This is a genomic window from Amycolatopsis sp. NPDC026612 (genome assembly GCF_040638285.1).
Taxonomy (GTDB): domain Bacteria; phylum Actinomycetota; class Actinomycetes; order Mycobacteriales; family Pseudonocardiaceae; genus Amycolatopsis.
Map to the genome: position 1 here is coordinate 1 of NZ_JBEZYB010000032.1, position 23,836 is coordinate 23,836.

Below are 23,836 nucleotides of genomic sequence, written 5' to 3' on the forward strand. Positions count from 1 at the left end.
CCGATCGCGGTGATCACCCGCGGCACCCCCGGATTCCGGGGGGTCCGGCGCCGGACCCCCAGCCGGCCGGTCAGACCGTCCCGTTCTCCCACCACCACGCGCGGCCCAGATCGGCCCGGCTGTCCACGTGCTGGTGGTCGGTGTTGTAGGTCTCCAGGCCGGAGAACCCGCAGGTTTCCGCCTTCTGGTAGACGGTCTTGTTGGCCACGCCCGGCACGTTCAGGTCGGCCGCCGTGCCGTACAGGTGCATGCTGTCGCTGGCGCCGCCGATCGCCGCGTTGTGCGCGATGCTGCGGAACCCGGAGTTCACCGTGATCGGCTTGTTCCCGAGCTTCTTGCGCAGCGCCTCCAGTTTGTACATGCAGCGGCGGGCGTTCTCCTTGGCGGTGGCCGCGCTGACCTTGCCGCCGCTGAAGGTGCCGCTCGTGCGGTCGGTGAACTCGCTGAAGTTGAAGTGCACGGTGGACCCGTCGCTCTGCTCCAGCGCGTTGAGCGCGGCCTGGGTGGCCGGCCCGGCCTGGCCGTCCGCGCCCAGGCCGTAGGCGGCCTGGAACCGGCGGACCGCCGCCGCCGTGCCGGCGCCGAACTCGCCGTCGATCGAGACCCGGCTGTGGCTGGGCGAGTCGGCCGCCCAGCCCGCGACCCGGATCTGGAGTTCGGTGACGTCGGCGCCCGTGCTGCCCTGGGCGAGGGTGCGGGGCCACGGGTACGCCTGTGCGGTGCCGGCCAGCAGCAGCGGGCTGACCGCGGCGGCCGCGCCGAGCACCACCGCGCCGCGGAGCACCGTGCGGCGGCTCATGGGGAGGGTCATTCTCGTTGAGTCCTTTCCTAGCGGGGATTCAGCGGTTGGCGAGCTGGTCGAGAGCGGCCTGGGTGCCGTTGAAGACGTCCCCGGTCGCCGGCGCGGGGATGCCGTCGGGGATGGCCGCGTCGGTGTACTGCCACATCAGCCAGGTCTTCGACCCGGCGGGCAGGGCCGGCTGCGTGACGGACTGGCGGTAGTCGGCGAGCTGCATCGGATAGGCGGCGAACGCCGTGGTGGCGCCCAGGCACGCGTCCAGGAACGACTTCTGGGTGTAGATGATCGGGGTCCGGCCGAACGCCGCCTGGACCTTGTCCAGCCAGGCCTTGGTGTCGGCGACGGTGACGTACGGCGGGCAGCCGCCGGAGCCGTCGTCCTTCCACTCCAGGTCGAACACGGGCGGCAGGTCGCCGGCGCGTTTGCCGGTGTAGCCGGTGGCCCGCACCGCGGCGATGAACCGGTCCGCCTGCGCGCCGCCGGTGCCGGCCGCCGTGCCCGTGTAGAAGTGGTACGGCGCCACGGCCAGGCCGGCGGTGCGGGCGGCGGGCAGGTCCGTGGCCAGGTACTCGTCGGTGGTGTTCAGGCCGCGGGTCGCCTTGACGGTCGCGAAGTCGACACCGGACGCCTTCACCGCGCCCCAGTTGATCGGCGCGCCCCCGGGGTGCTGGTACTTCGCCGTGTCGACACCGTCGATCGGGTGCCCGGCGGGCTTCGGCGGCGTGCAGTAGGTGTTGCGGCCCGACCAGTCGGCGACCTTCGCCCACGTGGTGGGCCCGGCGACCCCGTCGGCACTGGCGTTGACGCAGTGCTGGAACTCGATCACCCGGTTGCGGGTGCCGCTCCCGAAGTTGCCGTCCACCGTCAGCGGCGGGTAGTGCCCCGGTTCCATGGCGAGGTTCAGCCGGCACTGGAGTTCCTTGACGTCCGTGCCGGTGGAACCGCTCTGCAGGGTCGGGCGGGCCGTGGACAGGCCGCACACCGCGCCCTGCACGGCGTCCGCCGTGCCCTGGGTGGCGCACTTCCTCGGCCGCGCGGACCACGAATTCAACGCGGCCCACGTGTCCGGGCCGATCTGCCCGTCCACGCTCACCGCGGCGCACCGCTGGAACACGCGCACCCGGGCGTCGGTCGCCGCACCGAAGGAACCGTCCGCGCCGATGGGCGTGTACCGGCTCGCCTTCGTCGCCAGGTTCAGTTCGCACTGGGCTTCGGCGACCGCGGTGCCGGTCGCGCCTTGCTTCAGGGTGGGCTGGGCACTGGTGTGCCCGCACACCGCAACGGGTTCGGCCGTGGCGGTGGCGGCGGCGGTCGCGGTGGCGGGGAACACCAGCAGCACCGCGACGGCCAGAGCGAGTCTTTGCATGGCGAGGAGGCTGGCAGCGGCCACCCCCGCCGGTCGCCGGTCCACCCCCGACTCGGGACGCCGGGACAGTTCCACCCCGCCGGACCAGCGGAAACGCCCCGCCTGTGGGACGTCGCTGGGACGCCTGGCCCGACGTCACCGGACGACCACCGAGCGGCTGCCCGAACGGACGTGGCCCCCGCCGGCCGGTTCGGGCAACCTCGGCGACGGCGGGCGCCGCCGAGTAGTTCTCCCCTGTCCGGGTACGCGCTCGGTCGCGGTGCCGGTCCTCGGGCGTGCGGGGGATTCCGCGACAGGAGGGAGATTCGATGCCAGGCGAGTCGGGTGACGAGCACGGGAGCTTGCCTCTGCGGTCTTCGGCCGGGAGCCGGGACGAACCGGAACTGGAGGAGGCGTTCGACCGGATCATCGACGAAGGCCGCGACCGGCTCGGCCGTCCGTTGCTGCCGCTGGCGGCCACCGGCCTGCTCGGCGGGGTCGACGTCGCCGTGGGAGTGCTCGCCTACCTGGTCGTCGAGCACAAAACCGGGCAACCGTTGCCGGCCTCCCTCGCGTTCACCATCGGGTTCGTCGCGCTGCTGCTCGCGCGCAGCGAGCTGTTCACCGAGAACTTCCTCGTCCCCGTCACCGCACTGGCGTCCGGAACGGGCACCTGGCCGCGGTTGCTCCGGCTGTGGCTGGTCACCCTGGTCGCGAACCTGGCCGGGGGTTTCGTGATGGCCGGCATGATCGTCGTCGCCTTGCCCGACCTGCGTGCCACCGCGGCCGAAAACGGCCTGCACTACGCCACCCTGGGCATCTCCTGGCGCTCGTTGCTGCTGGCCGTGCTGGCCGGCGCGGTGATCACCCTCATGACCCGGATGCAGCACGCGACCAACGCCATGGGCGTCAAGCTCGTCGCCGCGGTCGCCATGTCGTTCCTGCTCGTGGCGGCACAGTTGTTCCACTCGGTGCTCGACTCGATCATCATGTTCGCCGGGCTGCTCGGCGGTCAGGCGCACTACTCGTGGGGCGACTGGGCCCTCGCGCTGGCCTGGTCGTCGCTGGGCAACATCCTCGGCGGCATCGGCCTGGTCACCTCGATCCGGCTGCTCCGGGTGTCACACCGAGTCGAGGAGGCCCAGGAGGAGGCCCGCGAGCAGTCCGGTGATCAGGCCTGACCGCCGTCGAGCGAGGGAGCGTCAGGCTCGAGGACCCGGCGTCAGATTGCCCGCTTGGGCGAACAGCCGCATGAAGACGGTACGTCGTCGGCGCGGTGCGGCCACCGCCCGCGGCCGGTCCACGCGCCGCCGGCTCGCCACCAGCGCGCCGGCCAGCATCACGAACAGCATCGCGGCCAGCCTGCGGTCCCGGCCGGGGCCGTAGTAGCGCCGGAACCCGGTCCGCAGCCGCCGGATCTTCGCGGCCAGGCCGGCCACGTCGGTCCCGCCGTGGGTGGCGGCCGTGACGACGCCGTCCCGGTGGTCGATCGCGACGTCGTGGAAGTCGTCGAGCAGCTGCAGGACGTCGCCGAGCTCCAGCAGGACCACCCGTTCTTCCGCGCTCATCCCGGGACGCAGCAACGCGAACAACGCGGTGAGACCGAGGCCGCCCTTGCCGCGGGTGATCCGCTGGACTTCGAGCGCGGAGATCCGCGGATCCCGCTGCGCGCGCGAGGCCCACTCGTACTCGTGCAGTTCTCGCATGATCGGGAACAGCGGATCGTCCGCGGGGCGCGCGACCGCCGTTTCGATGGCGCGATAAATCAAGAGCAGGAGCGTTTCCGGACCGGACAGCGGAACGAACACCTCGCCGCGGAACAGTCCGGCGAGGCGGTCGTCGAGCCGGTGCCCGGCGAAGTTGTCGACGAGATCGTCGTAGATCCGGGTGAACGAACTGCCGAGCGCGGCGAGCGCGGCGTCGAACGGCACGCCGGCCATGGCCGCGTAGCCCCACATCGCCAGCCCGACCTTGACACTCGTTGCCAGCAAAGCATTGTAGGCGTCCTCGGCCAGCCGCGAATCGTCGCCGATCGCTTGCTCGATCAGCGGTGCGACCACTGCGTCGAACGAACGCGTCACTTCGTTCGCATCACGGCACACGTAACGGAATACGGCGGGGATCCCGGCGGCCATCGCGGTGCAGCGCGCGACGCCGAGCGCGTCGCGGAGGACCCCACCCATGGATCGCATGCTAACGCTTCGACGGGCTGTCGCTCGCAAGGAGCTCGGCAATCACCGTATCGAACCAGTCCCTTGTCAGACTCCGGCGAGCGGTGGACGCTGGACCGGTGACGACCGCCGCGCCCCGACGAGAGGCGGAGCGATGTGAGCAAACGCGAGGGTCATTCGATCGCCCGGTCCCCCGCCGGCGAGCTGCGGCCTGATCTGCGCATTCCCCTCCAGACGGCCGCGGATGACGGCCCGGCGCTGCTCCCGGTGCTGGCCAGGCTCGGGGAGCCGCGCTTCGCCGAGGCCTACCGCGGGGCCTGGCGGCGGCTCGCGCTGATCGCCGGAGTGGTGGCGAGCCAGTTCCTCGTGGCCGCGTGGGTGAGGCCGTGGATCGTGGCCGTCGCCGCCGCGGCGACGCTCGACCTGATCGTGCGCGTGACCGCGCTCAAACTGCTGGAACACCGCCAACGCGCGTTCGAGCAGCGGTGGCTGGACGTCCAATCCGGCGTGCTGCGCACGGCGACGTTCGAGGTGCTCCGGTTGCGCGTGAAGCGCCGCGGTTACGACTTGACCAGGCAAGACGAGGTGAGCGAGCTGCTGCGGCGCCGGGACACCGAGCGGGCGTCGCCGCTCAAGGTGGAATTCGGCTACCCGATGGGCACCCGGACCGCGGTCGAGACGGTGCACCTGGACCTCGCCGACGCCGCCCTCGTGACAGCGGCGGGCGCCCGCCGGGTCCGGATCCGGTTCCCCGAGGCCAGGTACCACGCCCAGCCGTCCATGGACCGTCTCGGCTGGCGGTACCCGAGCCGCACGACGTTCTGGGTTCTCGGCTCGGCGATCCTGTCCGCCGTGCCACCCGGCACCCCCACGCCGGACCCGTCCGGCGGCTCGGCGGTGTCCGCCTCCGGTGCCTGAAATCCCGCCGGCGCCCGGTTGACGGGCGCGCGGCTCAAGGCTTTCGGCGCCTTGCCCTCCTCGGGCAGAACCGGTGGCTGCGACCGCCGCCCCCTTCAGGGGAACAGTGGCGGATCGGGGAGTTCGAGCCATTCCAGGTCCATCGGCACCAGAGTGGTCGAAAGCACCAGTTCCCGCAGCAGGTTCACGGTCAGGGTCAGCCCCACCGGCTCCCCACCTCCTCCCGCCGCAGCCCGTGCACCCCGGCGTCGGAAAGCCGTTGCCGGACCCGGGAAACGAGGTGCTCGACGCGCTTGACCGTCCAGTTCTCGTGTGGCCGCCGTTCGGCGAGTTCGGCGGCCGTCTGCTGCCGGGAAAGCGGCAGCGGCTGGGAGTCGTAGCCGAGGTAACGCTGCCCGAGCACCGCCAGCACGAGGTGCTCTTCCGGGGACAGCCGCCAGCGTTTCGGCGGTGCCGTCGGGTGCATCGGGCGGCGCGGGGTGACGCCGGCCTCGCCGTCGGAGACGAGCAGTTCCAGCACGTGCTCGCGAGTGCCGCGCAGGAACAGCGGGGTGTAGCCGTCGGCCAGCGGCAGCGGTTCGCTGTCGCGGTGCACCAGGACGCTGTCGGACAGCCGGATCGGCGAGCGGCCGGTGTTGCTCAGCCACCAGCGGTCCCGCTCGCGCACGAGCAGCCCGTGGACCCGGCTGATCCGCACGTCTTCCTCGCCGACGCAGACGTCCACCTCCAGCCGGCTGCGCCCGAAGGTCACCCGGCTGCCGGGCGACGGCGGCACCGCGATGCCGCCGGTGACGCTGAGCGCGCTCAACGTGCCCGGCACGACGTCGGCCACGCCGTGACGCAAGCTGCGCCGTCGGTGCGGGTCCAGGCGTCCGGTGGTCACGGCCGGCTCCGTTCGCCGGCACCGATGCCGAAGCCCGCGCCGGCCGGCACGAGCCCGCCGTTGGCCCCGACGCGGTCGAACGCGAGGCGGTGCGCGCCCACGGCATACCCGCCGGTCGAGCGGGACACGGGCGCGGCCTGGACTCCTGCGTACTTCCGGTGCGACCCGGCCCGCCGGGTTCGCGGCACCGGTCCGGCAGCCCCCTCGACTGCCGGACCGGCCATCGCCACCACCTGGAGCGCCGCGCCGGCCAGTTCCCGTATCGCCACTTCTCGTCCCGTCTTCTCCGGCCCGTGAACCCGGTCCCGGCTCTCCCTTTCTAGCCGGGGGCGCCGGGGACCGGTCCCGGACGTCCCGGCCGATACTGCCGAAGCAGCACGCAGCACCGGAACTCGTGAGGGAGCGGTGGCCACGACAGGCGAGTATCCGCAGGTGCGGCTGGCGTGCGTCCACGGCGAGCGACACCGCGAGTACGTCGTCAGGCCCACGACCACCGTGGAGTACTCGCTGAGCGACATCCCGGTTTCGCGGGCCGCCACCGGCCTCGTCGAAACCGTGGTGGCCTGCGGCTCGTGTGAGAACCGATTGCGGGTGCGGGTGTTCAGTCCGGCCAAGCGCCGGCGGCGGAAACTGGCGTGGTTCGGGTTGTTCCTGCTCGGGGCCCTCGTCGCCACGCCGTCGGCCATCCGCCTCATCGCCTTGGACGCCCTCGGCGACCCGGCCCCGCTGCCGTACGTGCTGCCGGTGCTCACGACGTCGGCCGGGCTCGGCGGGGCGGTCGTGGGGGCACTGTTCTTCTTCACCGAAGACGGTGTCCGGCTCACCTCGGTGTGGGGCGACGCCGGTCATCGTCTGCGCCGGTGGTGACGCCGACGGCGAGCCGGTCCTGCAGCAACGCGTGGCGGAACTGGTAATGCGATCCGGTGTGCCTGAGCACGCCCAGCTTGTGCGCGTCCTCGAGGAACGACATCAGCCGGAACGGCGTCATCCCGGTCAGCCAGAGCCACACCCGCGCCGTGATGAAGTGCCCCCACGCGCTGGTGGCCAGCACCATCATCCCCAGCCCCGCGCCACCGAGGCCGAACCCGCCCAAGCCGCCCAGCAGGGCCCGCTCGACCGGCGTGAGGTGGAAGATCAGCTTGCTCGCCATGTCGGACTCCGCCACGCCGAGAACGCTTCCGACGACCAGGCCGACGAGGGCACCGAGCAGGCACCCGTAGTACACCGCGGCCCGGTCGCCGCGCAGCACCCCGATCGGGGTGACCGCCTCCTTCGGCTCGGCCGGCCGGGTGAACCGCCGGACCGCCGCGAAGGTCAGGCCGAAGATCAGCCCGCTGCCCACCCCGTACGCCGGCGCGACCAGCTGGCCCGCGATCAACCCGCCCGCCGCCGCGCCGAGAAGACCGAAACCGATGTCCTGCAGCAGGAATCGCCGGCCGAGCGCGTTCCAGCGCGGTGCGCGCGGCACGAACCGCAACGGCGGTTCCGGCCGGATCACGCCCAGCGCGAGCCCGCCGGCCGCGCCGATCGTCAGGCCGAACACGAGCCCGAACACCGGCTGCGCGTACAGCCCGAACAACAGCGAGCCCATCAGCCCGCAGCTCGCGGCGCCCAGCACCACCGGCGTGATGACGAAGACCGCACGCGGTACCTGCCGGTACAGCTGCCACCAGCTCAGATCCGTGGCGCCGCGATCGCCCTCCATCCGGACGGAGTCGAGGTAGCGCGCCAGCGACGTGAGCGTGCGCTGCGCCTTCCCCGGTCCCCAGCGGCCGGACGCGCGCGCCGGATTGTCGTGGGGCGGCGTCGGCCGGCGGGCGAAGACGGTCGGGACGAAGCTGTCGAGCAGGTGGTTCTCGATCAGCTCGCCGGTGCCGAAGCGCTCCTGGTCCAGTAGTTCGGCGGGCTCCTCGGCCGGTCGTTCGTAGGTCGTGCGCGCGAGGAACAGCATCAGCGGCTTCGTCAACGTCGTCGCCAGCAAGCCGTCCGGATTCCGTTCGACGTCGTCGAGTACCGGTGCCCACCGGTCGATATCGGTGCTGAAGACCTCGCGAAGGTAGTCGCCGACGGCGTCCCGTTCCATCGGCAGCAGCCGGACCACGGTCTTCCCGCCGGCCCCCCGTTTGCCCGCGGCCAAGGTGAATTCGGCGGTCCGGCTGGTCAGCACGAACGGGGAAACGAAGGCCGGATTTTCGCGGACGGTGCGCAGGACCGCGGCCCGGCCCTCCTCGGACAATTCGTCGAGCCCGTCCAATATCGGCAGCAGCCGGGCGTCCGCCAGCAGTTCCTTGGCCGCGGTGGCGCCCCAATGCGTCTCGTCGTCGAGAAACGGATAATCCTCGACCAGCCTGCCGAGCAGCCACCGTTCGAAGTTCTCCGCCGGATCCCACGACGACAGCTGGAACATGACCGGGATCCGCCGTGCCGATTCCTTCTTGACCAGTTCGAGAGTGAGCAGAACGCACAAGCCGGTCTTGCCCGAACCGGCGTCCCCGATCGCGATCATCGGCCACGGATCCGCCGCGTACGCGTCGAGGAGCTGTTCGATCGACCCGCCGTCGGGGACGCCGTCCGCGTCGCCGCGCGGCCTGGACACGACTTCCCAGCGGACGCCCATCCGGTCCTCGTCGCTGAAGTGGTGGCGTCGCCCGGCTTCCTCGGTCCACTGGTTGCGGACGGCCTGCCGCAAGGCGAGCGCGGCTTCGTTCACCTGCGACGCCGTGCTCGCGACGCCGTTGCGCGTCCACCACCGCCGCACCGCCGGCGCGAACGGCGCCGAGGCCAGGAGCGCCACGACGATGCCCGAAACAGCCGTGACGGAGCCCGCGCCGTACCGCATGATGACCCAGGTAACTCCGGCCGCCAGGAACAGCCAGAGGACCACGGGCCCGACAACTCGGCGTCGCATACGTCCATCTAACGGGGCGCCGTCCAGGCCGACAAGGTGAATCGTTCCGGTTTCGGCCATCAAGGTGCTGCTGCTCCACCTCGCTCGGCGGCAGAGCAGCAGCACCGTGGATCAGCAGGTGCGGCGGACGTAACCGGCTTCCCCGGCGGGAAGCACATCCTTGTCACGCTGAACAACACTGATCGTGCCCTTCCACGAAGCGCACGCCCTGCTCAACCCCGTGTTCGAGTATTCGACGTCGACGACCCGGTTCGCGAACGGGCCCGTGTAGTCGCCGCACTCGGTGTAGTAGCCGCATTCCTCCACCACCGCGAAGTCCAGGCCGTTCGCGCTGCGGTTGCCGGCCAGTTCCGGGGTGTTCTTCTGGGCGATCGCCAGCCCCTTCGCGTGGGCGTGACTCGACAGCAGCTTGATGTAGTCCTGGGCCTGGGTGGTGCTGATCAGGTTCTTCGAGCGGGAATAGCTGTCGTAGTTGTCCGGCTCGACTGCCTGGAACCCCTTGCTCGCACAGCTGTCGATGATCCCGTCGATCTTCGCGGCGACCCGGGTGCGCTTGTCCGCGGTGCGGATGTCGAGCAGGGTCTCCTTCCAGTCCTTGTCGATGACCTTGTTCCCGTTCGCGTCCCGCAGCAGAAGGTCGCTGCTCCACTCGCCGTCGAGACCCGGGTTGACCTGGAAAGCGTTGATGTAACAGATGTTGTACTGCCCGCTCGCCGCCGGGTCGGAGTTGTCCCGGCTCACGATCTTGACGCCGGACGGCGGCGTGTACGCGCCGCCGATCTGGTAGTCCCACGGCGCGGCGAGCGGCGGCAGCGTCACCGCCGCCGAGGACGTGCCCGCCATCGTCACCAGTCCGGACGCCGTCAGGGCCGCGGCCGTGACCACCGTCGCCACCCACGACTTACGGCCGTGCGAGAGTCTCTTCACATCGGGCTCCACATGCTCGGGCACACCGGTTCCGCGGCAAAACGGCGTGCGGGGAAAGAGTCCCGTGCAACCTAAAGGGCCGGTTGGGGAAGGTCAAACAATCGCGCACCCGCGATGCTCGTTTTCGCCGAGCGCGCATCCTTCCCGCGTCAGCCGGGCGATCGCTTGACCGCCTTTCCCGGGCGGCCGTCCACCACCGTCACCCGCACACCGGCCGCGCGGATCGCGGCGACAGCTTCGGGGCCGGCGGTGGAATCCGTGATGAGCTCGTGGATCTCGCCGACGTCCGCGATCCGCGCCAGGGTGCGCTCGCCCAGCTTGCTGCCGTCGGCCACCACGACCACCCGCTGGGCCCGGCAGAGCATCGCCCGGTTGGTCCGCGCCTCGTTCTCGTCGTGCGTGGTGAGCCCACCCGCCACGTCGATCCCGTCGACACCGATGAACGCCGTGCCGATGTTGATGGACGCCAGTACCTGCTCCGCCCACGGCCCGACCAGCTCGTAGGACCGCGGCCGGGAGACGCCGCCGACCACCACCAGCTTCACCCGGGGGCGCAGCACGAGGTCCATGGCCGTGTTCAACGCGTTGGTGACGACCGTGAGGTCGGCGCGCTGGGGCAGTTCCTTCGCCAGCGCCGCCGTGGTCGAGCCACCGGTCAGGCCGATCACGTGCGGCTCCGCCGGCACCCTGCGGACGGCCTCGCGCGCGATCGCCCGTTTCGCCTCCCGTGACCGGGATTCCCGGTAGCGGACCGGCAGTTCGTGGTCCACGTCCTGGGCCAGGGCACCGCCGTGGGTCCGGGTGAGCAGCCGCTGCTCCTCCAGGGCGGTGAGGTCCCGGCGCAGCGTCGCCTCGGAAACCCCGAACCTCCGGGACAGGTCGCCGACGTGCAGCGAACCCGACGCGCTGAGCTCGTGCAGGATCTGCGCCATGCGCTCGGGACGGGCCAGGCGGCCACGACGCCGATCCGCAGCGCTGCCGGCGGGAATGCTCATGGTGCACACGGTACTGACGTTTCGAACGAATTCGCCCACCGAATGTGCTCACAGTGTCCATACAGGACAACTACGGTCCGCACCGGACCGTGGCTGCGCGCCCGCACGTGGCCCGGAAACGCGCATCCGCGATGTTCGTTTGCTCGATATCCCTTGCTCACCGATCTCTTCGGCGCGTACCAAAAGAAGCACTCGCCGATCCGGCGCAAGTGCACCCTCCGGACGCCATCCCGGCCGGGGGCGGTCCGGAGATCGAAAGGTGAAGTTCTTGACAGAGGAAGAGAAGCAGTGGGGCGGCAGCCGCACCGCCGCCGAGATCCGGCAGCAGCCCGGCGCCTGGCGCCGGGTGGCCCGGGCGGTGGCGCAGGCCCGGTCCGACGTCGACCGGCTTCTCGGCGAAGCGCTGGTGGACCCGCGGGCCAGGGTCGTCCTGACCGGAGCGGGCACCTCGGCGTTCGTCGGCCGGGTCGTGGCGCCGGACCTCAGCCGCCACCTCGACCGGCAGGTCGAGGCGATCGCGACGACCGACATCGTCGCCGACCCGCGCTCGGTCGTCGCCGGCGACCGGCCCCTGCTGCTGGTGTCGTTCGCCCGCAGCGGCAACAGCCCCGAGTCGGTCGCGGCGGCCGACCTGGTCAACCGGCTGGCGCCGGCCGCGCACCACCTCGTCATCACCTGCAACGCGGCGGGTGAGCTCGCCCGCCGCTGGTCGGACGCCAAGAACGCCGTCGTGCTGACCCTTCCCCCGGAACTGAACGACCGCGGGTTCGCCATGACCTCGTCCTTCACCGGCATGGTGCTGGCCGCCTTGCTGAGCCTGGGCCCCGAAGTCGACGTCGAGGCCGCGGCACGCGCGGCGTCGGCCGTGCTGGAGACCGCGGCGAGCCGGGCCGCGGCGGTGGCCGCGGCCCGGCCGTCCCGCTTGGTCTACCTGGGCTCCGGCGCTTTGCAGGGACTGGCGCTGGAGGCCGCGCTCAAGTGCCTCGAGCTGACGGCAGGCGGGGTCGTCGCCGTCGGCGATTCGCCGCTGGGGTTCCGCCACGGTCCCAAGTCCATTTTGGACGAAGGAACCACCGCCGTCGTCTTCCACTCGGCGGACCCCTACACCCGCAGCTACGACGAGGACATCACCCGCGAGCTCGTGCGTTCCCTCGGCCCGGACCGGGTGATCGCCGTCGGCGGCGCGGACGAAGCGCCGGGCGGTGCCCACGTCTGGCCGGTGCCGGGCACGGCGGGCTGGCCGGACGCGCTGCGAGCCGTGGTCGCCGTCATCCCGGCGCAGGCGATCGCCCTCGCGTGTTCGATCGCCAGGGGACTCGAACCCGACAACCCCTTCCCAGGCGGCGAAGTGAACCGCGTCGTGCAAGGAGTCGTCATCCACGCATTCGCACCCCCGGCGGAGGGCTGACCATGTTCCTGGGAGTGGACGGCGGTGGCACCAAGACCGCGTTCTGCCTCATCGACGCGCACGGGACCGTGCTCGCCGAGGCCCGCACGGCCAGCATCTACTACCTCATGCAGGGCATCGGCATCGTCGAACCGTTGCTGCGCCAAGGCATCGACGAAGTCTGCGCCACCGCGGGCGTTTCGCCCGGCCGGCTGTCCTACGCCTTCTTCGGCATTCCCTGCTACGGCGAGATCAGCGCCGACGTCCCGGTGCTGGACGCGCTGCCCGCGCGGATCCTGGGCCCGGTCGGCTACGCGTGCGGCAACGACATGATCTGCGGCTGGGCGGCTTCCCTCGGCGGTGCCGACGGGATCAACGTCGTGGCCGGGACCGGCTCGATCGCCTACGGCGAAAACCGGGGCCGCCGGTGGCGGGGCGGTGGCTGGAGCGAGCTCTTCGGCGACGAAGGCTCGGGATACTGGGTGGCGGTCAAGGGACTCGCCGCGTTCAGCCGGATGAGCGACGGGCGCCAGCCCGCCGGAGTCCTGGCCGACGAGATGCGCGTCGAGCTCGGCCTGGCCACCGACCTCGACGTCATCGACGTCGTCGTCAACCGGTGGCACGGCGACCGGGGGAAGATCGCCGGTCTGAGCAAGGTCGTCACCCGCGCCGCGGACGCGGGCGACCCCCGGGCCGTCGAGATCCTGCGCGAGGCCGCCCGGGAACTCGCGCTGCACGTCGACGTCGGCGCCGGCGCTCTCGGCTTCGGCGCGGACGAGACCGTGCCCGTCTCCTACTCCGGCGGCATGTTCGGCGTCCCGCACGTGCTGGACGCCTTCCGCGAGGCGCTCGCGAGCAGTCCGCACGGCTACGACCTGCGTGAGCCGCTGCTGCCCCCGCACGTCGGCGCGGCCGTCTACGCCGCCCGGCTGTCCGGTCACCCCGTTCACCCCCGACCGGGCTCCCGGCCGGCGCCTGACCTCGAGAGGCTGACATGACGACACCGCACGCGCCCGTCCACCGTCGCGCCGCCTGGATCCCCTACGCCGGCCTGCTGGTCCTGTTCTGGGGCGTCTGGGGCGCCTTCTCGAGCCTCCCGACGTCGCTCTACAAGTACCCGGACCCGATGGTCTACGTCATCTGGTCGGTCACGATGCTCATCCCCGCCTGGTTTTCGCTGCGCGGGCGGAAGATCGACCGCCGCCCGATCGCCGCGGTGTACGGCCTGCTGATCGGGCTGACCGGGGCCGGTGGGCAGCTGGTGCTGTTCAAGGCGCTCACCATCGGCCCGGCCTACATCATCTTCCCCATCGTCGCGCTGTCGCCGGCGATCACGGTCCTGATGGCGTTCGGGGCCCTGCGCGAGCGGCTCAGCACACTGAGCTGGATCGGCGTCGCGCTGGCCCTCGTGTCCATCGTCCTGTTCTCGGTCTCCTCCGGTGCCGCGGCACAAGCCACCGGCCCGTACCTGCTGCTGGCGATCCTCGTGTGCGTCGCGTGGGGGGTGCAGGCGTACTTCATGCGCAAGGCCGCGGTCGTCGGGGTCAACGACGCGACGACGTTCGGCTGGATGACCGTCAGCGGCCTGCTGCTGATCCCCGTCGCCCTCGTCATGATGGGCGGCCTGCCGCTGTCGTTCCCCTGGCAGGCACCCGCGCTGACGGCGATCACCCAGCTGCTCAACGCGGTCGGCGCGCTCTTCCTCGTGATGGCCATGAGCCGGGGGAAGGCCTCGATCGTCGCGCCGGTCACGAACGCCCTGGCCCCCGTCCTGACCATCGTGCTGTCGCTGATCGTGTTCCAGACGCTGCCGACCGGTTTCCAGCTCGGCGGGATCGTCCTGGCGCTCGTGGGGTCGTCGCTGATGGTCTACAGCTCGGAGAAGACCGGCGAGCTCACCCCCGCCGTCGAGCCGCGGGAACCGGCGTCGTGACCATCCTGACGGTCACGCTGAACCCGGCCATCGACGTCACCTACCGGATCCCCGCGCTCGAAGCCGGCACGACGGTTCCCGTCACGGAGGTCCGCACCCGCGCCGGCGGGAAGGGGGTCAATGTCGCCTCGGTCGTGCGGGGTCTCGGTGGTGACAGCCTCGTGCTCGCCTTCGCCGGGTTCGCGCAACCGGACGGGTTCCGGGCCGGTCTGGACGCGCTCGGCCTGCGCCACCGGCTGGTGCCCGCGTGCGAGTCGGTCCGCCGGACCGTCGCCGTGGTCGCCGACGACGGCACGACGACGAACCTCAACGAACCGGGCGCCGAGGTGACGACCGGGGCCGAGGCCGCCATCACGGCCGTGCTGCGCACCGAACTGGCCGCCGGCGCCGGTGCGGCCGTCATCTCGGGCAGCGTCCCGCCCGGGCTCGCCGCCGAGGTCCCCGCCCGGCTGGTCGCGGTGTGCGCCGGGTACGGCGTCCCGGTCATCGCCGACGTCTCCGGCGCGGCGCTGCGCGCGGTCGCGACGGCCGGAGCCGTGCTCATGCCCAATCGCCACGAACTGGCCCAGCTGCTCGGCCCGCTCCCCCGGTCCGCCGCGGACGTCACGGCCGCCGGGCGCCGGCTGGTCCGCGACGGCGCCGCCGCGGTCGTGGCCACCGCGGGCGAGGACGGCGTGATCGCCGTGACGCCGGGAGGTGCCTGGAGCGCCCGGCCGGTGGAAGCCGTCGCCGGAAACCCCACCGGTGCGGGGGACGCCGCCGCCGCGGCACTGGCCCGGCACCTCGCGGCCGCCGGCTCGGTGTCCGGAGTGGACTGGCCGGCCGCCCTCGCGGACGTGGTCGCGACGTCGGCGGCCAGCGTGCGGGAACCGGTCGCGGGCGAGATCGACGCCGAGGCCAGATCCGGCTGGCTCGGCGCGGTCACCGTACGGGAGACGGCGTGAACGCGGACGCCGCGGCCATCTTCGCCCCGCTGCGAGACGAACCTCGGGCGGTCGGCGCGTTCAACGCGATCCTGCTGGAACACGCGGAGGCCATCGTGGCCGGCGCCGAGCAGGCGGGCCTGCCGGTCATCCTGCAGATCTCCCAGAACGCGATCCGGTACCACGGCTCGCTCGAGCCGTTCGCCGTCGCGTGCCTGCGCCTGGCGGCCGGTGCGTCGGTGCCGGTGCTGGTCCACCTCGACCACATCGAGGACCGGCGGCTGGTCGGCGAAGGCCTCGCGCTCGGGATCCGGTCGATCATGTTCGACGCCGCGACCCTGGGCTACGAAGCCAACATCGCGGTCACCCGCGAGGTGACCGGGCGGTGTCACGCCGCCGGCTGCTGGGTGGAGGCCGAGCTCGGGGAGATCGGCGGCAAGGACGGCGCGCACGCCCCGGGCGTGCGCACGGATCCGGCCGAGGCGGCCGGGTTCGTCGCCGCGACCGGCGTCGACTCGCTCGCCGTCGCCGTCGGATCCTCGCACGCGATGGCCGGCCGCGACGCCGTGCTCGACGACGAGCTCATCGGCGCACTGGCGGCGGCGGTCCCCGTTCCCCTGGTCCTGCACGGTTCCTCGGGAGTCCCCGACGACGGCATCCGGCGAGCGGTGGCCCGCGGCATCGCGAAGGTGAACATCGGCACCCGGCTGAACCAGGTGCTCACCGGTTCGGTCCGCGCCACCCTCGCCGAACGGGCCGACCTCACCGATCCCCGCCGCTACCTGGCGCCCGGGCGCGACGAGGTCCGCGACGAGGTCGCCCGGCTCCTGCGCCTGCTTCGGGTGCGTGACACCTGAGCGCCGCGCCGCGAGGAGCGGTCACGCGCTGTGCCCGGGCGTTCCCGAACCGCCATCACGGCTGCGTGACCGGCGCCCAGGGTGAGGCACGTTTCTCGCGGTGGAGCAGAATGCAGCGGTGGTTCACCCCGACCGGAACGACACGCCCGCTGCGGCCGGGCGGAATCCGTCGGCGCCGCACCGGCCGCGGGTGATCGGGGGCCGCTACCGGCTGGGCCGGCTGCTCGGGCGCGGCTCCATGGGCACGGTGTGGGCGGCCTACGACGAACTGTTGCGGCGGGACGTGGCGGTGAAGGAAGTCCTGCTGCCGCCCGGGATGCCCGCCGGCGCGGCCGTGGAGCTGCGGGAACGGGCCATGCGGGAGGCGCGCGCGATCGCGGCGCTGTCGCACCCGAACGTCGTGACCGTGCACGACGTGGTCCGGCAGGACGACGAGCCGTTCGTGGTGATGGAACTGGTCGCCTCGGTCAGCCTGGCGACGCTGGTCGCCGACCGGGGACCGCTGGACCAGGCGCGGGCCGCCGCGGTCGCGGACGCGGTGGCCGCGGCGTTGCAGGCCGCCCACCGGCGCGGTATCACCCACCGCGACGTGAAGCCGGGCAATGTGCTGCTCGGCGAGGACGGGCTGGTCAAGCTCACCGACTTCGGCTTGGCCCGCAGCGTCGCCGAGGCCACCATGACCCACGCCGGGCTGATGCTCGGCACGCCGGCCTACATCGCTCCGGAACTGGCCAGTGGCCAGCCGACCACGCCGGCGGCGGATCTGTGGGAGCTCGGCGCCACGCTGTTCGCCGCGGTGGCGGGCCGGCCGCCCTACGACGTGAACGGCGACCCGCTGGACACCGTGCACGAGGTGGTGCACGGCGCCGTGCCGAGCCTGGCCGGGGCCGGGCCGCTGCACACGGTCATCGCCGGGCTGATGATCAAGGACCCGGCGGCGCGGATGCCGCTGGCCGACGTGCGCCGGCTGGTGCGTCCCGTGCTGCCCGACCCGGGCCAGTCGCTGTGGGACATTCCCGCTGCCGGCGTCACCGGGGTGCGCCGCCCCGCTTCCCGGCCGGCACCAGCGTTCCCCTCGGCCGGCGGCCCCGCGCCGGCGAGCGAGCCGGCTCCGCTGGCGTCCGGCCCCGGCCCGCTGCCGTTCGCGGAGCCGCCCGCGCAACCCCACCGCCGGCGTCGAGGCCGAACGCTCGGGTGGGCTGCCGCCGCGCTGGTGGTCGCGGCGCTGACCGCGGGCGGGATCATCGTCTTCGGCCGGACCGGCGAGGATTCTCCCGCCCCGGCCGCCCCTCTCGCCGCCGGCAGCTCCCCGCCGGCCCCGGCGCCGAAGTTCGCCCTCGTCGACCACACCGGCACCATGAGAGTGGGCGACGAGCCGGGCACGACCTTCACCCTCAAGGTCCCCGGGACCTGGGTCGAGTACGCCGATCCCCACGCGAGCAAGGGGCCGCCGCCCGTGGGCATCGTCAACTACGTCTCCCCGGACGCCCGCCAGGAGATCCGGGTCGAACGCCTGGCCGGCTTCTACGACGTCAAAGCCGGCACCGAGGACTACGTCGACAACCTGCTGATCCTGCCGGGAGTGGTGCACGAGGGCGCCCGGGTGACCACAGTGGACTCGTCGTCGCCCGCCACGGTGGACGTGTTCTACCGCGCCCGCGACCTCGGACCGTCCCCCGGCCGCAGCACCCAGCTGCGCGCGCTGCCGCACGGCCGGGACCTGTGGACGGTGGCGGTCACCGTCCCCATCGACCGCGAACCGGACCTGTCCCAGCTGTTCGACCTCGTCGCCCCCACCGTCGCACCAGCCGGCTGATCACCGCGCGCAGAGCTCGTCCAGCGCCGACTGGCTCTCCTCGTCCGCGGCTCGGTGGATCACCAGGAGCTGGTCCGGGTCCTGGAGGGGCACCAGCGTTTCGAACCGGACGGCGAGCTCGCCGACGTCGGGGTGCCGGATCACCTTCTGCCCGCGTCCGTTGACCTCGACGTCCTGCTCGGCCCACCCCCGCGCGAATCGCTCGTCACGAGCGAGACATTCGGTGATGAGGTCGGTCAGCGCCTGGTCCTGCGGATGCGCGGCCCACGCGGCACGCAGGTGGGCGATCCCCTCCCGCACCACGCGTTCGCGGTCGACGTAGTACTCCCGTGTCTCCGGGTGGATCAGGCACAGCCACATCGCGTTGCGCTGGGCCGGCGGCAGGGTGCCGAAGTCCAGGAGCAGCTTCGCCATCTCGCGGTTCCAGGCCAGGATGTCGTAGCGGTGGTTCATCACCATGGCCGGCAGTGGCGACAGGTCGGCGACCAGCCGGCTCAGCGACGGCGCCACGGTGGTGGCGAGCTTGCCGTCGTGGCGAGGACGCTGCCGGGTCAGGCCGAAGAGGTACGCGCGCTCGTCGGGGGTCAGGCGCAGCGCCCCGGCCAGCGCCTCCACCACGTCCGCCGAGGGCCGCAGCCCGCGGGCCTGTTCCAGCCGCACGACGTAGTCGGTGCTGATCCCGGCCAGTTCGGCGACCTCTTCGCGGCGCAGTCCCGGGGTCCGCCGGGCCTGCCGGCGCGCCGGCAGGCCGAAGTCCCGCGGGTCCAGCCGTTCGCGCCGGGTCCGCAGGAATGCGGCGAGTTCTTCTGTGACGTCCACGGTGGCGGTGATCATGGCTGGTCCAACAGCCGGGGTGGGACTGGTGTTCCCAGGAACTTCCTTCCCTTACCCCCGGCTCGCGGTGGCCGCAGGCTGGTGCTCGACCACGATCACGAACACCGGAGGACACCATGCCGCTCACCCTCGACACCTACCGGCTGCTGGGCCGTTCCGGGCTGCGGGTCTCACCACTGGCCCTCGGCACGGCGACCTTCGGCACCGAGTGGGGCTGGGGCGCCGAGCGGGACGAGGCACGCAAGCTGTTCGACACCTACCTCGACCGCGGCGGCAACTTCATCGACACCGCCGGCACCTACACGGGCGGCAGCGCCGAGCGCATGCTCGGCGAATTCACCCGCGACCACCGCGAAAGCCTGGTGCTGGCGACGAAGTACTCGACGTTGCGCCGGCCCGGCGACCCGAACTCCGGCGGCGCGCACCGAAAGAACCTGTTCGCGTCGGTGGAGGAAAGCCTGCGCCGGCTGAAAACCGACTACCTCGACCTGCTCTTCCTGCACGTGTGGGACACCACGACACCGGTCGAGGAGATCCTGCGCGGCCTGGACGACCTGGTCCACGACGGCAAGGTCCTCTACGTGGCGATGTCCAACGCTCCGGCCTGGGAAATCGCGCGCATGCAGACGATCGCCGACCTGCGCGGCTGGTCGCCGCTGGTCGCGCTGCAGATCGAGTACAGCCTCGTCAACCGCGGCGCGGAACGCGACCTGATCCCGATGGCACGGGCCATGGGGCTGGGCGTGACCCCGTATTCCCCGCTGGGCGGTGGCGTGCTTTCCGGCAAGTACAGCCACGCCGACCTGAGCGCGCCGGACGCCGGCTCCGCGGAAAGCACCCGCAAGAGCTTCAACGCCGGCTTGGGCATGGTCACCGAACGCACCCTCGCCATCGCCGACGTCGTGCGCGAAGTCGCCGCGGACCTGGGCCACACCCCGGCCCAGGTCGCACTGGCCTGGACCCTGCAGAACCCGGGCGTGACGGCACCCGTCATCGGCGCTCGCACCCCCGAGCAGCTGGTGGCGAACCTCGGCGCCCTGGAGGTCGGCTTCTCCGGCGAGCACCTGGCCCGGCTCGCCGAGGTCAGTGCGATCGACCTCGGCTACCCGCACGACCTGCTCGCCAGTGACCACATCCGCGCGGTGACCACCGGCGACCTGAAGCTCGAAAGCCGCCGCTGACCCCGGCCGAGGGCCGCGCTGCCGTCACCGGCCGGCGCGGAAGCCGCCCGGCGCGACGCCGAACCGGCGCTTGAACGCGTGCGAGAACGCGAACGGCGAGGTGTAGCCCACCTTCGCGGCGATCGACGGCAGGGGCAGATCCGTGTCCTGGAGCAGGCGCGCCGCCGTCGTCAGCCGCCACCAGGTCAGGTACGCCATCGGCGGCTGTCCCGTCAGCGCCGTGAACCGGCGGGCGAGGGTCGCCCGGGAAAGGCCCACCCGGGCGGCCAGGTCCTCGATCCGCCACGGCGCTTCGGCGTGCTCGTGCAGGGCCTCCAGTGCGGCGGCGATTTCGGGGTCCCGCAGCGCCTGCGGCCAGCCCGTGCCCGGGTTGCCGTCCAGCCACGCGCGGATCAGGTAGACCAGCAGCAGGTCCAGCAGGCCGGTGAGGACCGTGGCCGAACCCGGCCGCCTGCCGGTCACCTCACCGCCGAGCAGCTCGATGGCCGCGCGCAGTTCGGGGTGACGGCCGACCTCGGCGGGCAGGTGCACGACCTCCGGCAGGCTCGCGAGCAGCGGGTGCCGCCGCGCGTGGGCCAGCCGGTACTTGCCGCACAGGAACTCGGTCCGGCCGTCCGGCTCGGCCACCGCCGCTTCGAACGGCACCGCGCCGGTGGCGTCCGGCGTCGAGGACAGGGTGTGCGCGCCGCCGTGCGGCACCAGGACCGCGTCGCCGGGCCCGAGCGGCACCGGCGTCCCGTCGTCCGGGAGCAGCCAGCCGCTGCCGCGCAGCAGCACGTGGAAGCCCGCGCCCTCGTAGGGGGCGAAGCGGTAGCACCACGCCGCACCGGCCCGGAGGCGGTTCGACACGGGCTTCCCGATCCGAACCGCGGCGATCGCATCACTGAGGACGTCCACCCAGCCATCGTAGCCCTGAGACGCCCAAGCATCAGGGTGAGACGATCACGCATGGAAACACTCATTTGTGCGTCCTAGCGTGGAGCCATGCACATCGGTGAAGTAGAAGTCGTGCGCGTCGTCGAGTGGCGGGGCGAGATCGCCCCGGCGCGGTCCATCCTCCCCGGCAGCCCGCCCCGGCTCTGGACGGACAACGCCGCCTGGCTCGCGCCCGACCACTGGAACCCGGAAACCGGCGGCTACCGCGGCGCCGTGCAGACCTGGGTGCTCCGCAGCGAAGGCCGGGTGATCCTGGTCGACACCGGCGTCGGCAACGACCGGCAACGACCGCAGGTCCCCCTGTTCGACCACCTGGCGACACCCTTCCTCGACCGGCTGGCCGCCGCGGGCGTCCGGCCGGAGGACGTCGACGTCGTCGTCAACACGCACATCCACTACGACCACGTCGGCTGGAACACCGAGCTCCGCAACGGCGAATGGGTGCCGACCTTCCCCCGGGCCACCTACCTGATCCCCCGCGCCGACCAGGTGTACTTCGACCCGCAGAACGCCCATCGCCGCCCCGCTCCCCGCACCGGGCACGAGCAGCTGCGCCGCGAAGGCAGCCTGCTGGTCTACGCCGACAGCGTCGCCCCCGTGCTCGGCCGGACCGTGCTGTGGGAAGGCAGCCACCGCATCGACCGGAACCTGACGCTCGAACCCGCGCCCGGCCACACGCCGGGCTCATCGGTCTTGCGCGTGTCGTCCGGCGGCGATCGGGCGGTGTTCGTCGGGGACCTGCTGCACAGCCCGGTCCAGATCCTGGCACCGGAGCACAGCAGCTGCTTCTGCGAAGACCCACAGCAGGCCGCCACCACCCGGCGCGGCGTCCTCGAACGCGCCGCGGACACCGCCGAACTCGTCATCCCCGCCCACTTCGGCGGACCGGGCGCAGCGGAAGTCCGCCGCGACGGCAGCCGGTTCGCGATCCGCCGCTGGGGCGCGGAAGCTCCGGGAGCGGTGTCACCGCTGCTGTCGTGATCCGTGGAGCGGTCAGGCCTTGAGGTCGAAACCCGTGACGTACCAAGCTCCCGCGTGTTTCTCCACCTTGAGGCTGAGGCTGAACGATCCGGTGTCGCCGGTGGCACCGATGAGTTCGAGACTGTGCAGGGTACGGCCGTCGAGCTCGACCGCCGTGTCCGGCACGGTGACCTTGCTGCCCTTCGCCGGCACGGCGGCCACCTCGACCTTGCCCTGCGGGGGCAGGTCGACACCCGGCTTCGCCCAGGCCGCGCGCAGTGACTTGGCGCTCGACAAGGCCTGGGGGCTCTGGCACAGCGCCTCGGCGTCTTGACCGGCGGGCAGCAGCGGAGCACCGGAAAGGCACGCCTCGGTGTACCGCTCTTCCAGGATCTGGGTGACCCACCGCTCGACCGCGGCCCCGGGCGTCTCCGCGCCGGAAGCGGGCGGCGCCGGAGACGGGGCCGTGACGCTCGCCGCCGGGCCGGCCGGGCCCGTCGACGCCGGGCTCGCCGACCCGGCCACGCGCGCCGGACCACACGCCGCCACGAGCAGGACCATCGGCGGCACCAACGGGAAGAACCACCGCGCCGCCGGCCGCGCCGGGACGATCGTGCTGCCGGTCAAGGGTTTCCTCCTGGCTCAGCCGGTGTTCGGCGCCGGGCTTCGTCGGCCGGATCTTCGTGTCCGGTGCGGGGAACGTCAACCGGCGTCGGGGAAGTCTGCCTCTTTGACCATCTGCGGGTGCGTCATGGCAGGGTGCCGGCTCGCGCGGCCGTCACCGGATCGAACCGTGCGGCAGGACCGCGTGCACCCCCACGTCTCGTTGGCCACCTGGGTGATCCGCAGGTCGACGACGGGGCTGGCGAGCGCCAGCGCGGTCGGCCGGTCCACGGCGTAGAGCTGCTGCAGCCAGGTCGTCATGGCGGCCAGCGCGTCGGCCATGGCCTCGTTGAGATCGGCGCCGAACCCGAACGTGACCCGGCCTTCCGGGGTCTCCGCGTGGATGCCCGGGACCGCGGGGCTCGCCGAGAGGGTCGGGGTGACTTCGGTGGTCATCGGGCATTCGATCGCCGTCCCGCCGGCTTCGCCGTGGCCTTGCGCGGCGTGGCCGTCGCCCAGGTGCAGCAGCGCGCCGGGCACGGTCACCGGCAGCACCACCGTGGACCCGGCGACGAGGTCGCGGCAGTCGATGTTGCCGCCGCCGGCCGCGCGGGGCGGGATGGTGGAGTGCGGTCCCGGCTCGGCGGGCGGGAAGCCCACGACACCGAGGAAGGGCGCGACGCGGACGGTGTGGCCGAGGTTGCTGGTGGCCGTCCCCTCGCCGATGTCCCACGTCAGCCACGAGCCCGGCCCGCCGGCCACGCCCAGCCTGCGGTTGAGCGCGTTGTCCTTCACCCCGCGGAGGTCCAGCCCCAGTCCCCGGGCGTGATCGAGGCGAAGTGCACCCGCAGGACCATGCCCGGCTCGGCGCCGCGCACTTCGATCGGCCCGGTCAGGCAGTGCCCGCGCCGGGCCGGGAACATCGCCGGGCCCGCCACCCGGTGTTCCAGGTGACCCGCGGCGTCGAGCGAGCCGACCACGATCGCCTCGCCCGAGCTCACCGTGAGCACGGGGGGCGTGTCCCGGTCGAAGACGTCCACAGTGGTCTCACGCGTCGCCGGAAGCCGGTGCGGTTCGCCCTGCGCCCGGCGACCGCGGCGGGGCTGCTGCCCGCGCTGGCCGGGTTCGTCGCGATCCTCGGCCTCGTCTCCGCCATCGACCTCGCCGACAGCCAGGTCACCTTGGCCCGGGTGCTGTCGCACGGCCTGCTCGTGGCCGGGGTCGGGCTCCTCTACGGCGTGCGCCGCCGGCACCGCCGGACGTCGACGCCGGGCCCGAGCGCACGCGTCGAGCCCGCGCCGCACGAGGACGTCGCACTCGGCTGGGAGCCCCGGGCCCAGGACGACGGCCGGGGTCCGCGCCGCCGCTTCCCGCACCGGCCGGCCGGCCGGCCGTCGTCGCGCGGCCTGATGAGCGCGGGGGAATCCGGCTCGCCGTAGAGGTGACGAGGGCGCCGCGGC

25 protein-coding genes are annotated in these 23,836 nt (G+C 72.5%); 12 read left to right on the top strand and 13 right to left on the bottom strand.

From position 1 onward, the window contains the following. Nucleotides 1-70: 70 nt before the first annotated feature. Nucleotides 71-811, bottom strand: coding sequence for a D-Ala-D-Ala carboxypeptidase family metallohydrolase (locus AB0F15_RS26065; RefSeq protein WP_360275295.1), 741 nt, complete (start codon nucleotides 809-811; stop codon nucleotides 71-73). A gap of 28 nt (nucleotides 812-839) precedes the next feature. After that, complete coding sequence (locus AB0F15_RS26070; protein ID WP_360275298.1) at nucleotides 840-2,165, bottom strand: GH25 family lysozyme; 1,326 nt, start codon at nucleotides 2,163-2,165, stop codon at nucleotides 840-842. A gap of 308 nt (nucleotides 2,166-2,473) precedes the next feature. Between AB0F15_RS26070 and AB0F15_RS26075 the strand changes: the two genes are divergently transcribed. Next, complete coding sequence (locus AB0F15_RS26075) at nucleotides 2,474-3,325, top strand: formate/nitrite transporter family protein (protein WP_360275301.1); 852 nt, start codon at nucleotides 2,474-2,476, stop codon at nucleotides 3,323-3,325. Between the two features lie 21 nt (nucleotides 3,326-3,346). Here AB0F15_RS26075 and AB0F15_RS26080 read toward each other — a convergent pair whose 3' ends face one another. Next, nucleotides 3,347-4,327 (bottom strand): hypothetical protein, encoded by a 981-nt coding sequence (locus AB0F15_RS26080; RefSeq protein ID WP_360275304.1) that lies wholly within the window; start codon nucleotides 4,325-4,327, stop codon nucleotides 3,347-3,349. A gap of 144 nt (nucleotides 4,328-4,471) precedes the next feature. Between AB0F15_RS26080 and AB0F15_RS26085 the strand changes: the two genes are divergently transcribed. Then, nucleotides 4,472-5,233, top strand: a complete 762-nt coding sequence (locus AB0F15_RS26085; RefSeq protein WP_360275307.1) for a hypothetical protein — start codon at nucleotides 4,472-4,474, stop codon at nucleotides 5,231-5,233. Nucleotides 5,234-5,429: 196 nt separating this feature from the next. Here the strand turns inward: AB0F15_RS26085 and AB0F15_RS26090 are convergent, their stop codons facing one another. Continuing rightward, nucleotides 5,430-6,116 carry an FHA domain-containing protein gene (locus AB0F15_RS26090; RefSeq protein ID WP_360275310.1) on the bottom strand — a complete coding sequence of 229 codons (687 nt, stop codon included), beginning with the start codon at nucleotides 6,114-6,116 and terminating at the stop codon, nucleotides 5,430-5,432. Continuing rightward, nucleotides 6,113-6,385, bottom strand: coding sequence for a hypothetical protein (locus AB0F15_RS26095; RefSeq protein WP_360275313.1), 273 nt, complete (start codon nucleotides 6,383-6,385; stop codon nucleotides 6,113-6,115). Before AB0F15_RS26095 ends, AB0F15_RS26090 begins: the two co-directional genes overlap by 4 nt. A 136-nt stretch (nucleotides 6,386-6,521) precedes the next feature. Here AB0F15_RS26095 and AB0F15_RS26100 point away from each other — a divergent pair, with 136 nt between their 5' ends. Further along, complete coding sequence (locus AB0F15_RS26100; protein WP_360275315.1) at nucleotides 6,522-6,983, top strand: hypothetical protein; 462 nt, start codon at nucleotides 6,522-6,524, stop codon at nucleotides 6,981-6,983. Here AB0F15_RS26100 and AB0F15_RS26105 read toward each other — a convergent pair. The 3 genes from AB0F15_RS26105 to AB0F15_RS26115 all read right to left on the bottom strand — a co-directional run bounded on the left by AB0F15_RS26105 (nucleotide 6,937) and on the right by AB0F15_RS26115 (nucleotide 10,946). Beyond that, on the bottom strand, nucleotides 6,937-9,084 hold the full coding sequence (locus tag AB0F15_RS26105; protein ID WP_360275318.1) for an NACHT domain-containing protein: 2,148 nt from the start codon (nucleotides 9,082-9,084) through the stop codon (nucleotides 6,937-6,939). The two genes, AB0F15_RS26100 and AB0F15_RS26105, sit on opposite strands and share 47 nt — an antisense overlap. Nucleotides 9,085-9,135: 51 nt before the next feature. Then, nucleotides 9,136-9,951 (bottom strand): endo alpha-1,4 polygalactosaminidase, encoded by an 816-nt coding sequence (locus AB0F15_RS26110; RefSeq protein WP_360275321.1) that lies wholly within the window; start codon nucleotides 9,949-9,951, stop codon nucleotides 9,136-9,138. A 149-nt stretch (nucleotides 9,952-10,100) separates the two neighbouring features. Next, a complete protein-coding gene (locus AB0F15_RS26115) occupies nucleotides 10,101-10,946 on the bottom strand; it encodes a DeoR/GlpR family DNA-binding transcription regulator (protein ID WP_360275323.1) in 846 nt (281 codons plus the stop codon). Between the two features lie 268 nt (nucleotides 10,947-11,214). Here AB0F15_RS26115 and AB0F15_RS26120 point away from each other — a divergent pair, with 268 nt between their 5' ends. The 6 genes from AB0F15_RS26120 to AB0F15_RS26145 all read left to right on the top strand — a co-directional run bounded on the left by AB0F15_RS26120 (nucleotide 11,215) and on the right by AB0F15_RS26145 (nucleotide 17,862). Beyond that, the gene (locus AB0F15_RS26120; RefSeq protein WP_360275325.1) at nucleotides 11,215-12,354 is read left to right on the top strand and encodes an SIS domain-containing protein; all 1,140 of its coding nucleotides are present in this window, start codon (nucleotides 11,215-11,217) and stop codon (nucleotides 12,352-12,354) included. Between the two features lie 2 nt (nucleotides 12,355-12,356). After that, entirely contained in the window at nucleotides 12,357-13,331 is a 975-nt protein-coding gene (locus AB0F15_RS26125; protein ID WP_360275327.1) for a BadF/BadG/BcrA/BcrD ATPase family protein, read from the top strand. After that, nucleotides 13,328-14,266: a DMT family transporter gene (locus tag AB0F15_RS26130; RefSeq protein ID WP_360275330.1), complete on the top strand. Its 939-nt coding sequence runs from the start codon at nucleotides 13,328-13,330 to the stop codon at nucleotides 14,264-14,266. The genes AB0F15_RS26125 and AB0F15_RS26130 overlap by 4 nt, the downstream gene beginning before the upstream one ends. Next, nucleotides 14,263-15,210, top strand: coding sequence for a hexose kinase (locus AB0F15_RS26135; protein ID WP_360275332.1), 948 nt, complete (start codon nucleotides 14,263-14,265; stop codon nucleotides 15,208-15,210). The genes AB0F15_RS26130 and AB0F15_RS26135 overlap by 4 nt, the downstream gene beginning before the upstream one ends. Beyond that, entirely contained in the window at nucleotides 15,207-16,046 is an 840-nt protein-coding gene (locus AB0F15_RS26140) for a class II fructose-bisphosphate aldolase (RefSeq protein WP_360275334.1), read from the top strand. Before AB0F15_RS26135 ends, AB0F15_RS26140 begins: the two co-directional genes overlap by 4 nt. Before the next feature lie 118 nt (nucleotides 16,047-16,164). Further along, nucleotides 16,165-17,862, top strand: a complete 1,698-nt coding sequence (locus tag AB0F15_RS26145) for a protein kinase (RefSeq protein ID WP_360275337.1) — start codon at nucleotides 16,165-16,167, stop codon at nucleotides 17,860-17,862. Here AB0F15_RS26145 and AB0F15_RS26150 read toward each other — a convergent pair whose 3' ends face one another. Beyond that, nucleotides 17,863-18,696 (bottom strand): helix-turn-helix transcriptional regulator, encoded by an 834-nt coding sequence (locus tag AB0F15_RS26150; protein WP_360275340.1) that lies wholly within the window; start codon nucleotides 18,694-18,696, stop codon nucleotides 17,863-17,865. A gap of 116 nt (nucleotides 18,697-18,812) precedes the next feature. Here AB0F15_RS26150 and AB0F15_RS26155 point away from each other — a divergent pair, with 116 nt between their 5' ends. After that, on the top strand, nucleotides 18,813-19,877 hold the full coding sequence (locus AB0F15_RS26155) for an aldo/keto reductase (RefSeq protein WP_360275342.1): 1,065 nt from the start codon (nucleotides 18,813-18,815) through the stop codon (nucleotides 19,875-19,877). Between the two features lie 24 nt (nucleotides 19,878-19,901). Here the strand turns inward: AB0F15_RS26155 and AB0F15_RS26160 are convergent, their stop codons facing one another. After that, a complete protein-coding gene (locus AB0F15_RS26160) occupies nucleotides 19,902-20,774 on the bottom strand; it encodes an AraC family transcriptional regulator (protein WP_360275345.1) in 873 nt (290 codons plus the stop codon). A gap of 87 nt (nucleotides 20,775-20,861) precedes the next feature. Here AB0F15_RS26160 and AB0F15_RS26165 point away from each other — a divergent pair, with 87 nt between their 5' ends. Continuing rightward, on the top strand, nucleotides 20,862-21,794 hold the full coding sequence (locus tag AB0F15_RS26165) for an MBL fold metallo-hydrolase (protein WP_360275347.1): 933 nt from the start codon (nucleotides 20,862-20,864) through the stop codon (nucleotides 21,792-21,794). A gap of 12 nt (nucleotides 21,795-21,806) precedes the next feature. Here the strand turns inward: AB0F15_RS26165 and AB0F15_RS26170 are convergent, their stop codons facing one another. The 3 genes from AB0F15_RS26170 to AB0F15_RS26180 form a co-directional block, all read right to left on the bottom strand. Then, the gene (locus AB0F15_RS26170) at nucleotides 21,807-22,400 is read right to left on the bottom strand and encodes a hypothetical protein (protein ID WP_360275350.1); all 594 of its coding nucleotides are present in this window, start codon (nucleotides 22,398-22,400) and stop codon (nucleotides 21,807-21,809) included. A 75-nt stretch (nucleotides 22,401-22,475) separates the two neighbouring features. Continuing rightward, entirely contained in the window at nucleotides 22,476-23,171 is a 696-nt protein-coding gene (locus AB0F15_RS26175) for an acetamidase/formamidase family protein (RefSeq protein WP_360275353.1), read from the bottom strand. Next, a complete protein-coding gene (locus AB0F15_RS26180; protein WP_360275356.1) occupies nucleotides 23,168-23,416 on the bottom strand; it encodes an acetamidase/formamidase family protein in 249 nt (82 codons plus the stop codon). Before AB0F15_RS26180 ends, AB0F15_RS26175 begins: the two co-directional genes overlap by 4 nt. A 27-nt stretch (nucleotides 23,417-23,443) precedes the next feature. On the opposite strand from AB0F15_RS26180, the gene AB0F15_RS26185 reads away from it, so the two are divergent. Continuing rightward, nucleotides 23,444-23,815: a hypothetical protein gene (locus AB0F15_RS26185; RefSeq protein WP_360275358.1), complete on the top strand. Its 372-nt coding sequence runs from the start codon at nucleotides 23,444-23,446 to the stop codon at nucleotides 23,813-23,815. Nucleotides 23,816-23,836 lie beyond the last annotated feature (21 nt).

Excerpts from the sequence above, each read along its gene's own strand:
- AB0F15_RS26075 (WP_360275301.1), top strand. The coding sequence starts at position 2,474 with ATGCCAGGCGAGTCGGGTGACGAGCACGGGAGCTTGCCTCTGCGGTCT.
- AB0F15_RS26065 (WP_360275295.1), bottom strand. The coding sequence starts at position 811 with ATGACCCTCCCCATGAGCCGCCGCACGGTGCTCCGCGGCGCGGTGGTG.
- AB0F15_RS26125 (WP_360275327.1), top strand. The coding sequence starts at position 12,357 with ATGTTCCTGGGAGTGGACGGCGGTGGCACCAAGACCGCGTTCTGCCTC.
- AB0F15_RS26165 (WP_360275347.1), top strand. The coding sequence starts at position 20,862 with ATGCACATCGGTGAAGTAGAAGTCGTGCGCGTCGTCGAGTGGCGGGGC.
- AB0F15_RS26080 (WP_360275304.1), bottom strand. The coding sequence starts at position 4,327 with ATGGGTGGGGTCCTCCGCGACGCGCTCGGCGTCGCGCGCTGCACCGCG.
- AB0F15_RS26070 (WP_360275298.1), bottom strand. The coding sequence starts at position 2,165 with ATGCAAAGACTCGCTCTGGCCGTCGCGGTGCTGCTGGTGTTCCCCGCC.
- AB0F15_RS26130 (WP_360275330.1), top strand. The coding sequence starts at position 13,328 with ATGACGACACCGCACGCGCCCGTCCACCGTCGCGCCGCCTGGATCCCC.
- AB0F15_RS26105 (WP_360275318.1), bottom strand. The coding sequence starts at position 9,084 with ATGGCCGAAACCGGAACGATTCACCTTGTCGGCCTGGACGGCGCCCCG.
- AB0F15_RS26150 (WP_360275340.1), bottom strand. The coding sequence starts at position 18,696 with ATGATCACCGCCACCGTGGACGTCACAGAAGAACTCGCCGCATTCCTG.
- AB0F15_RS26115 (WP_360275323.1), bottom strand. The coding sequence starts at position 10,946 with ATGAGCATTCCCGCCGGCAGCGCTGCGGATCGGCGTCGTGGCCGCCTG.
- AB0F15_RS26155 (WP_360275342.1), top strand. The coding sequence starts at position 18,813 with ATGCCGCTCACCCTCGACACCTACCGGCTGCTGGGCCGTTCCGGGCTG.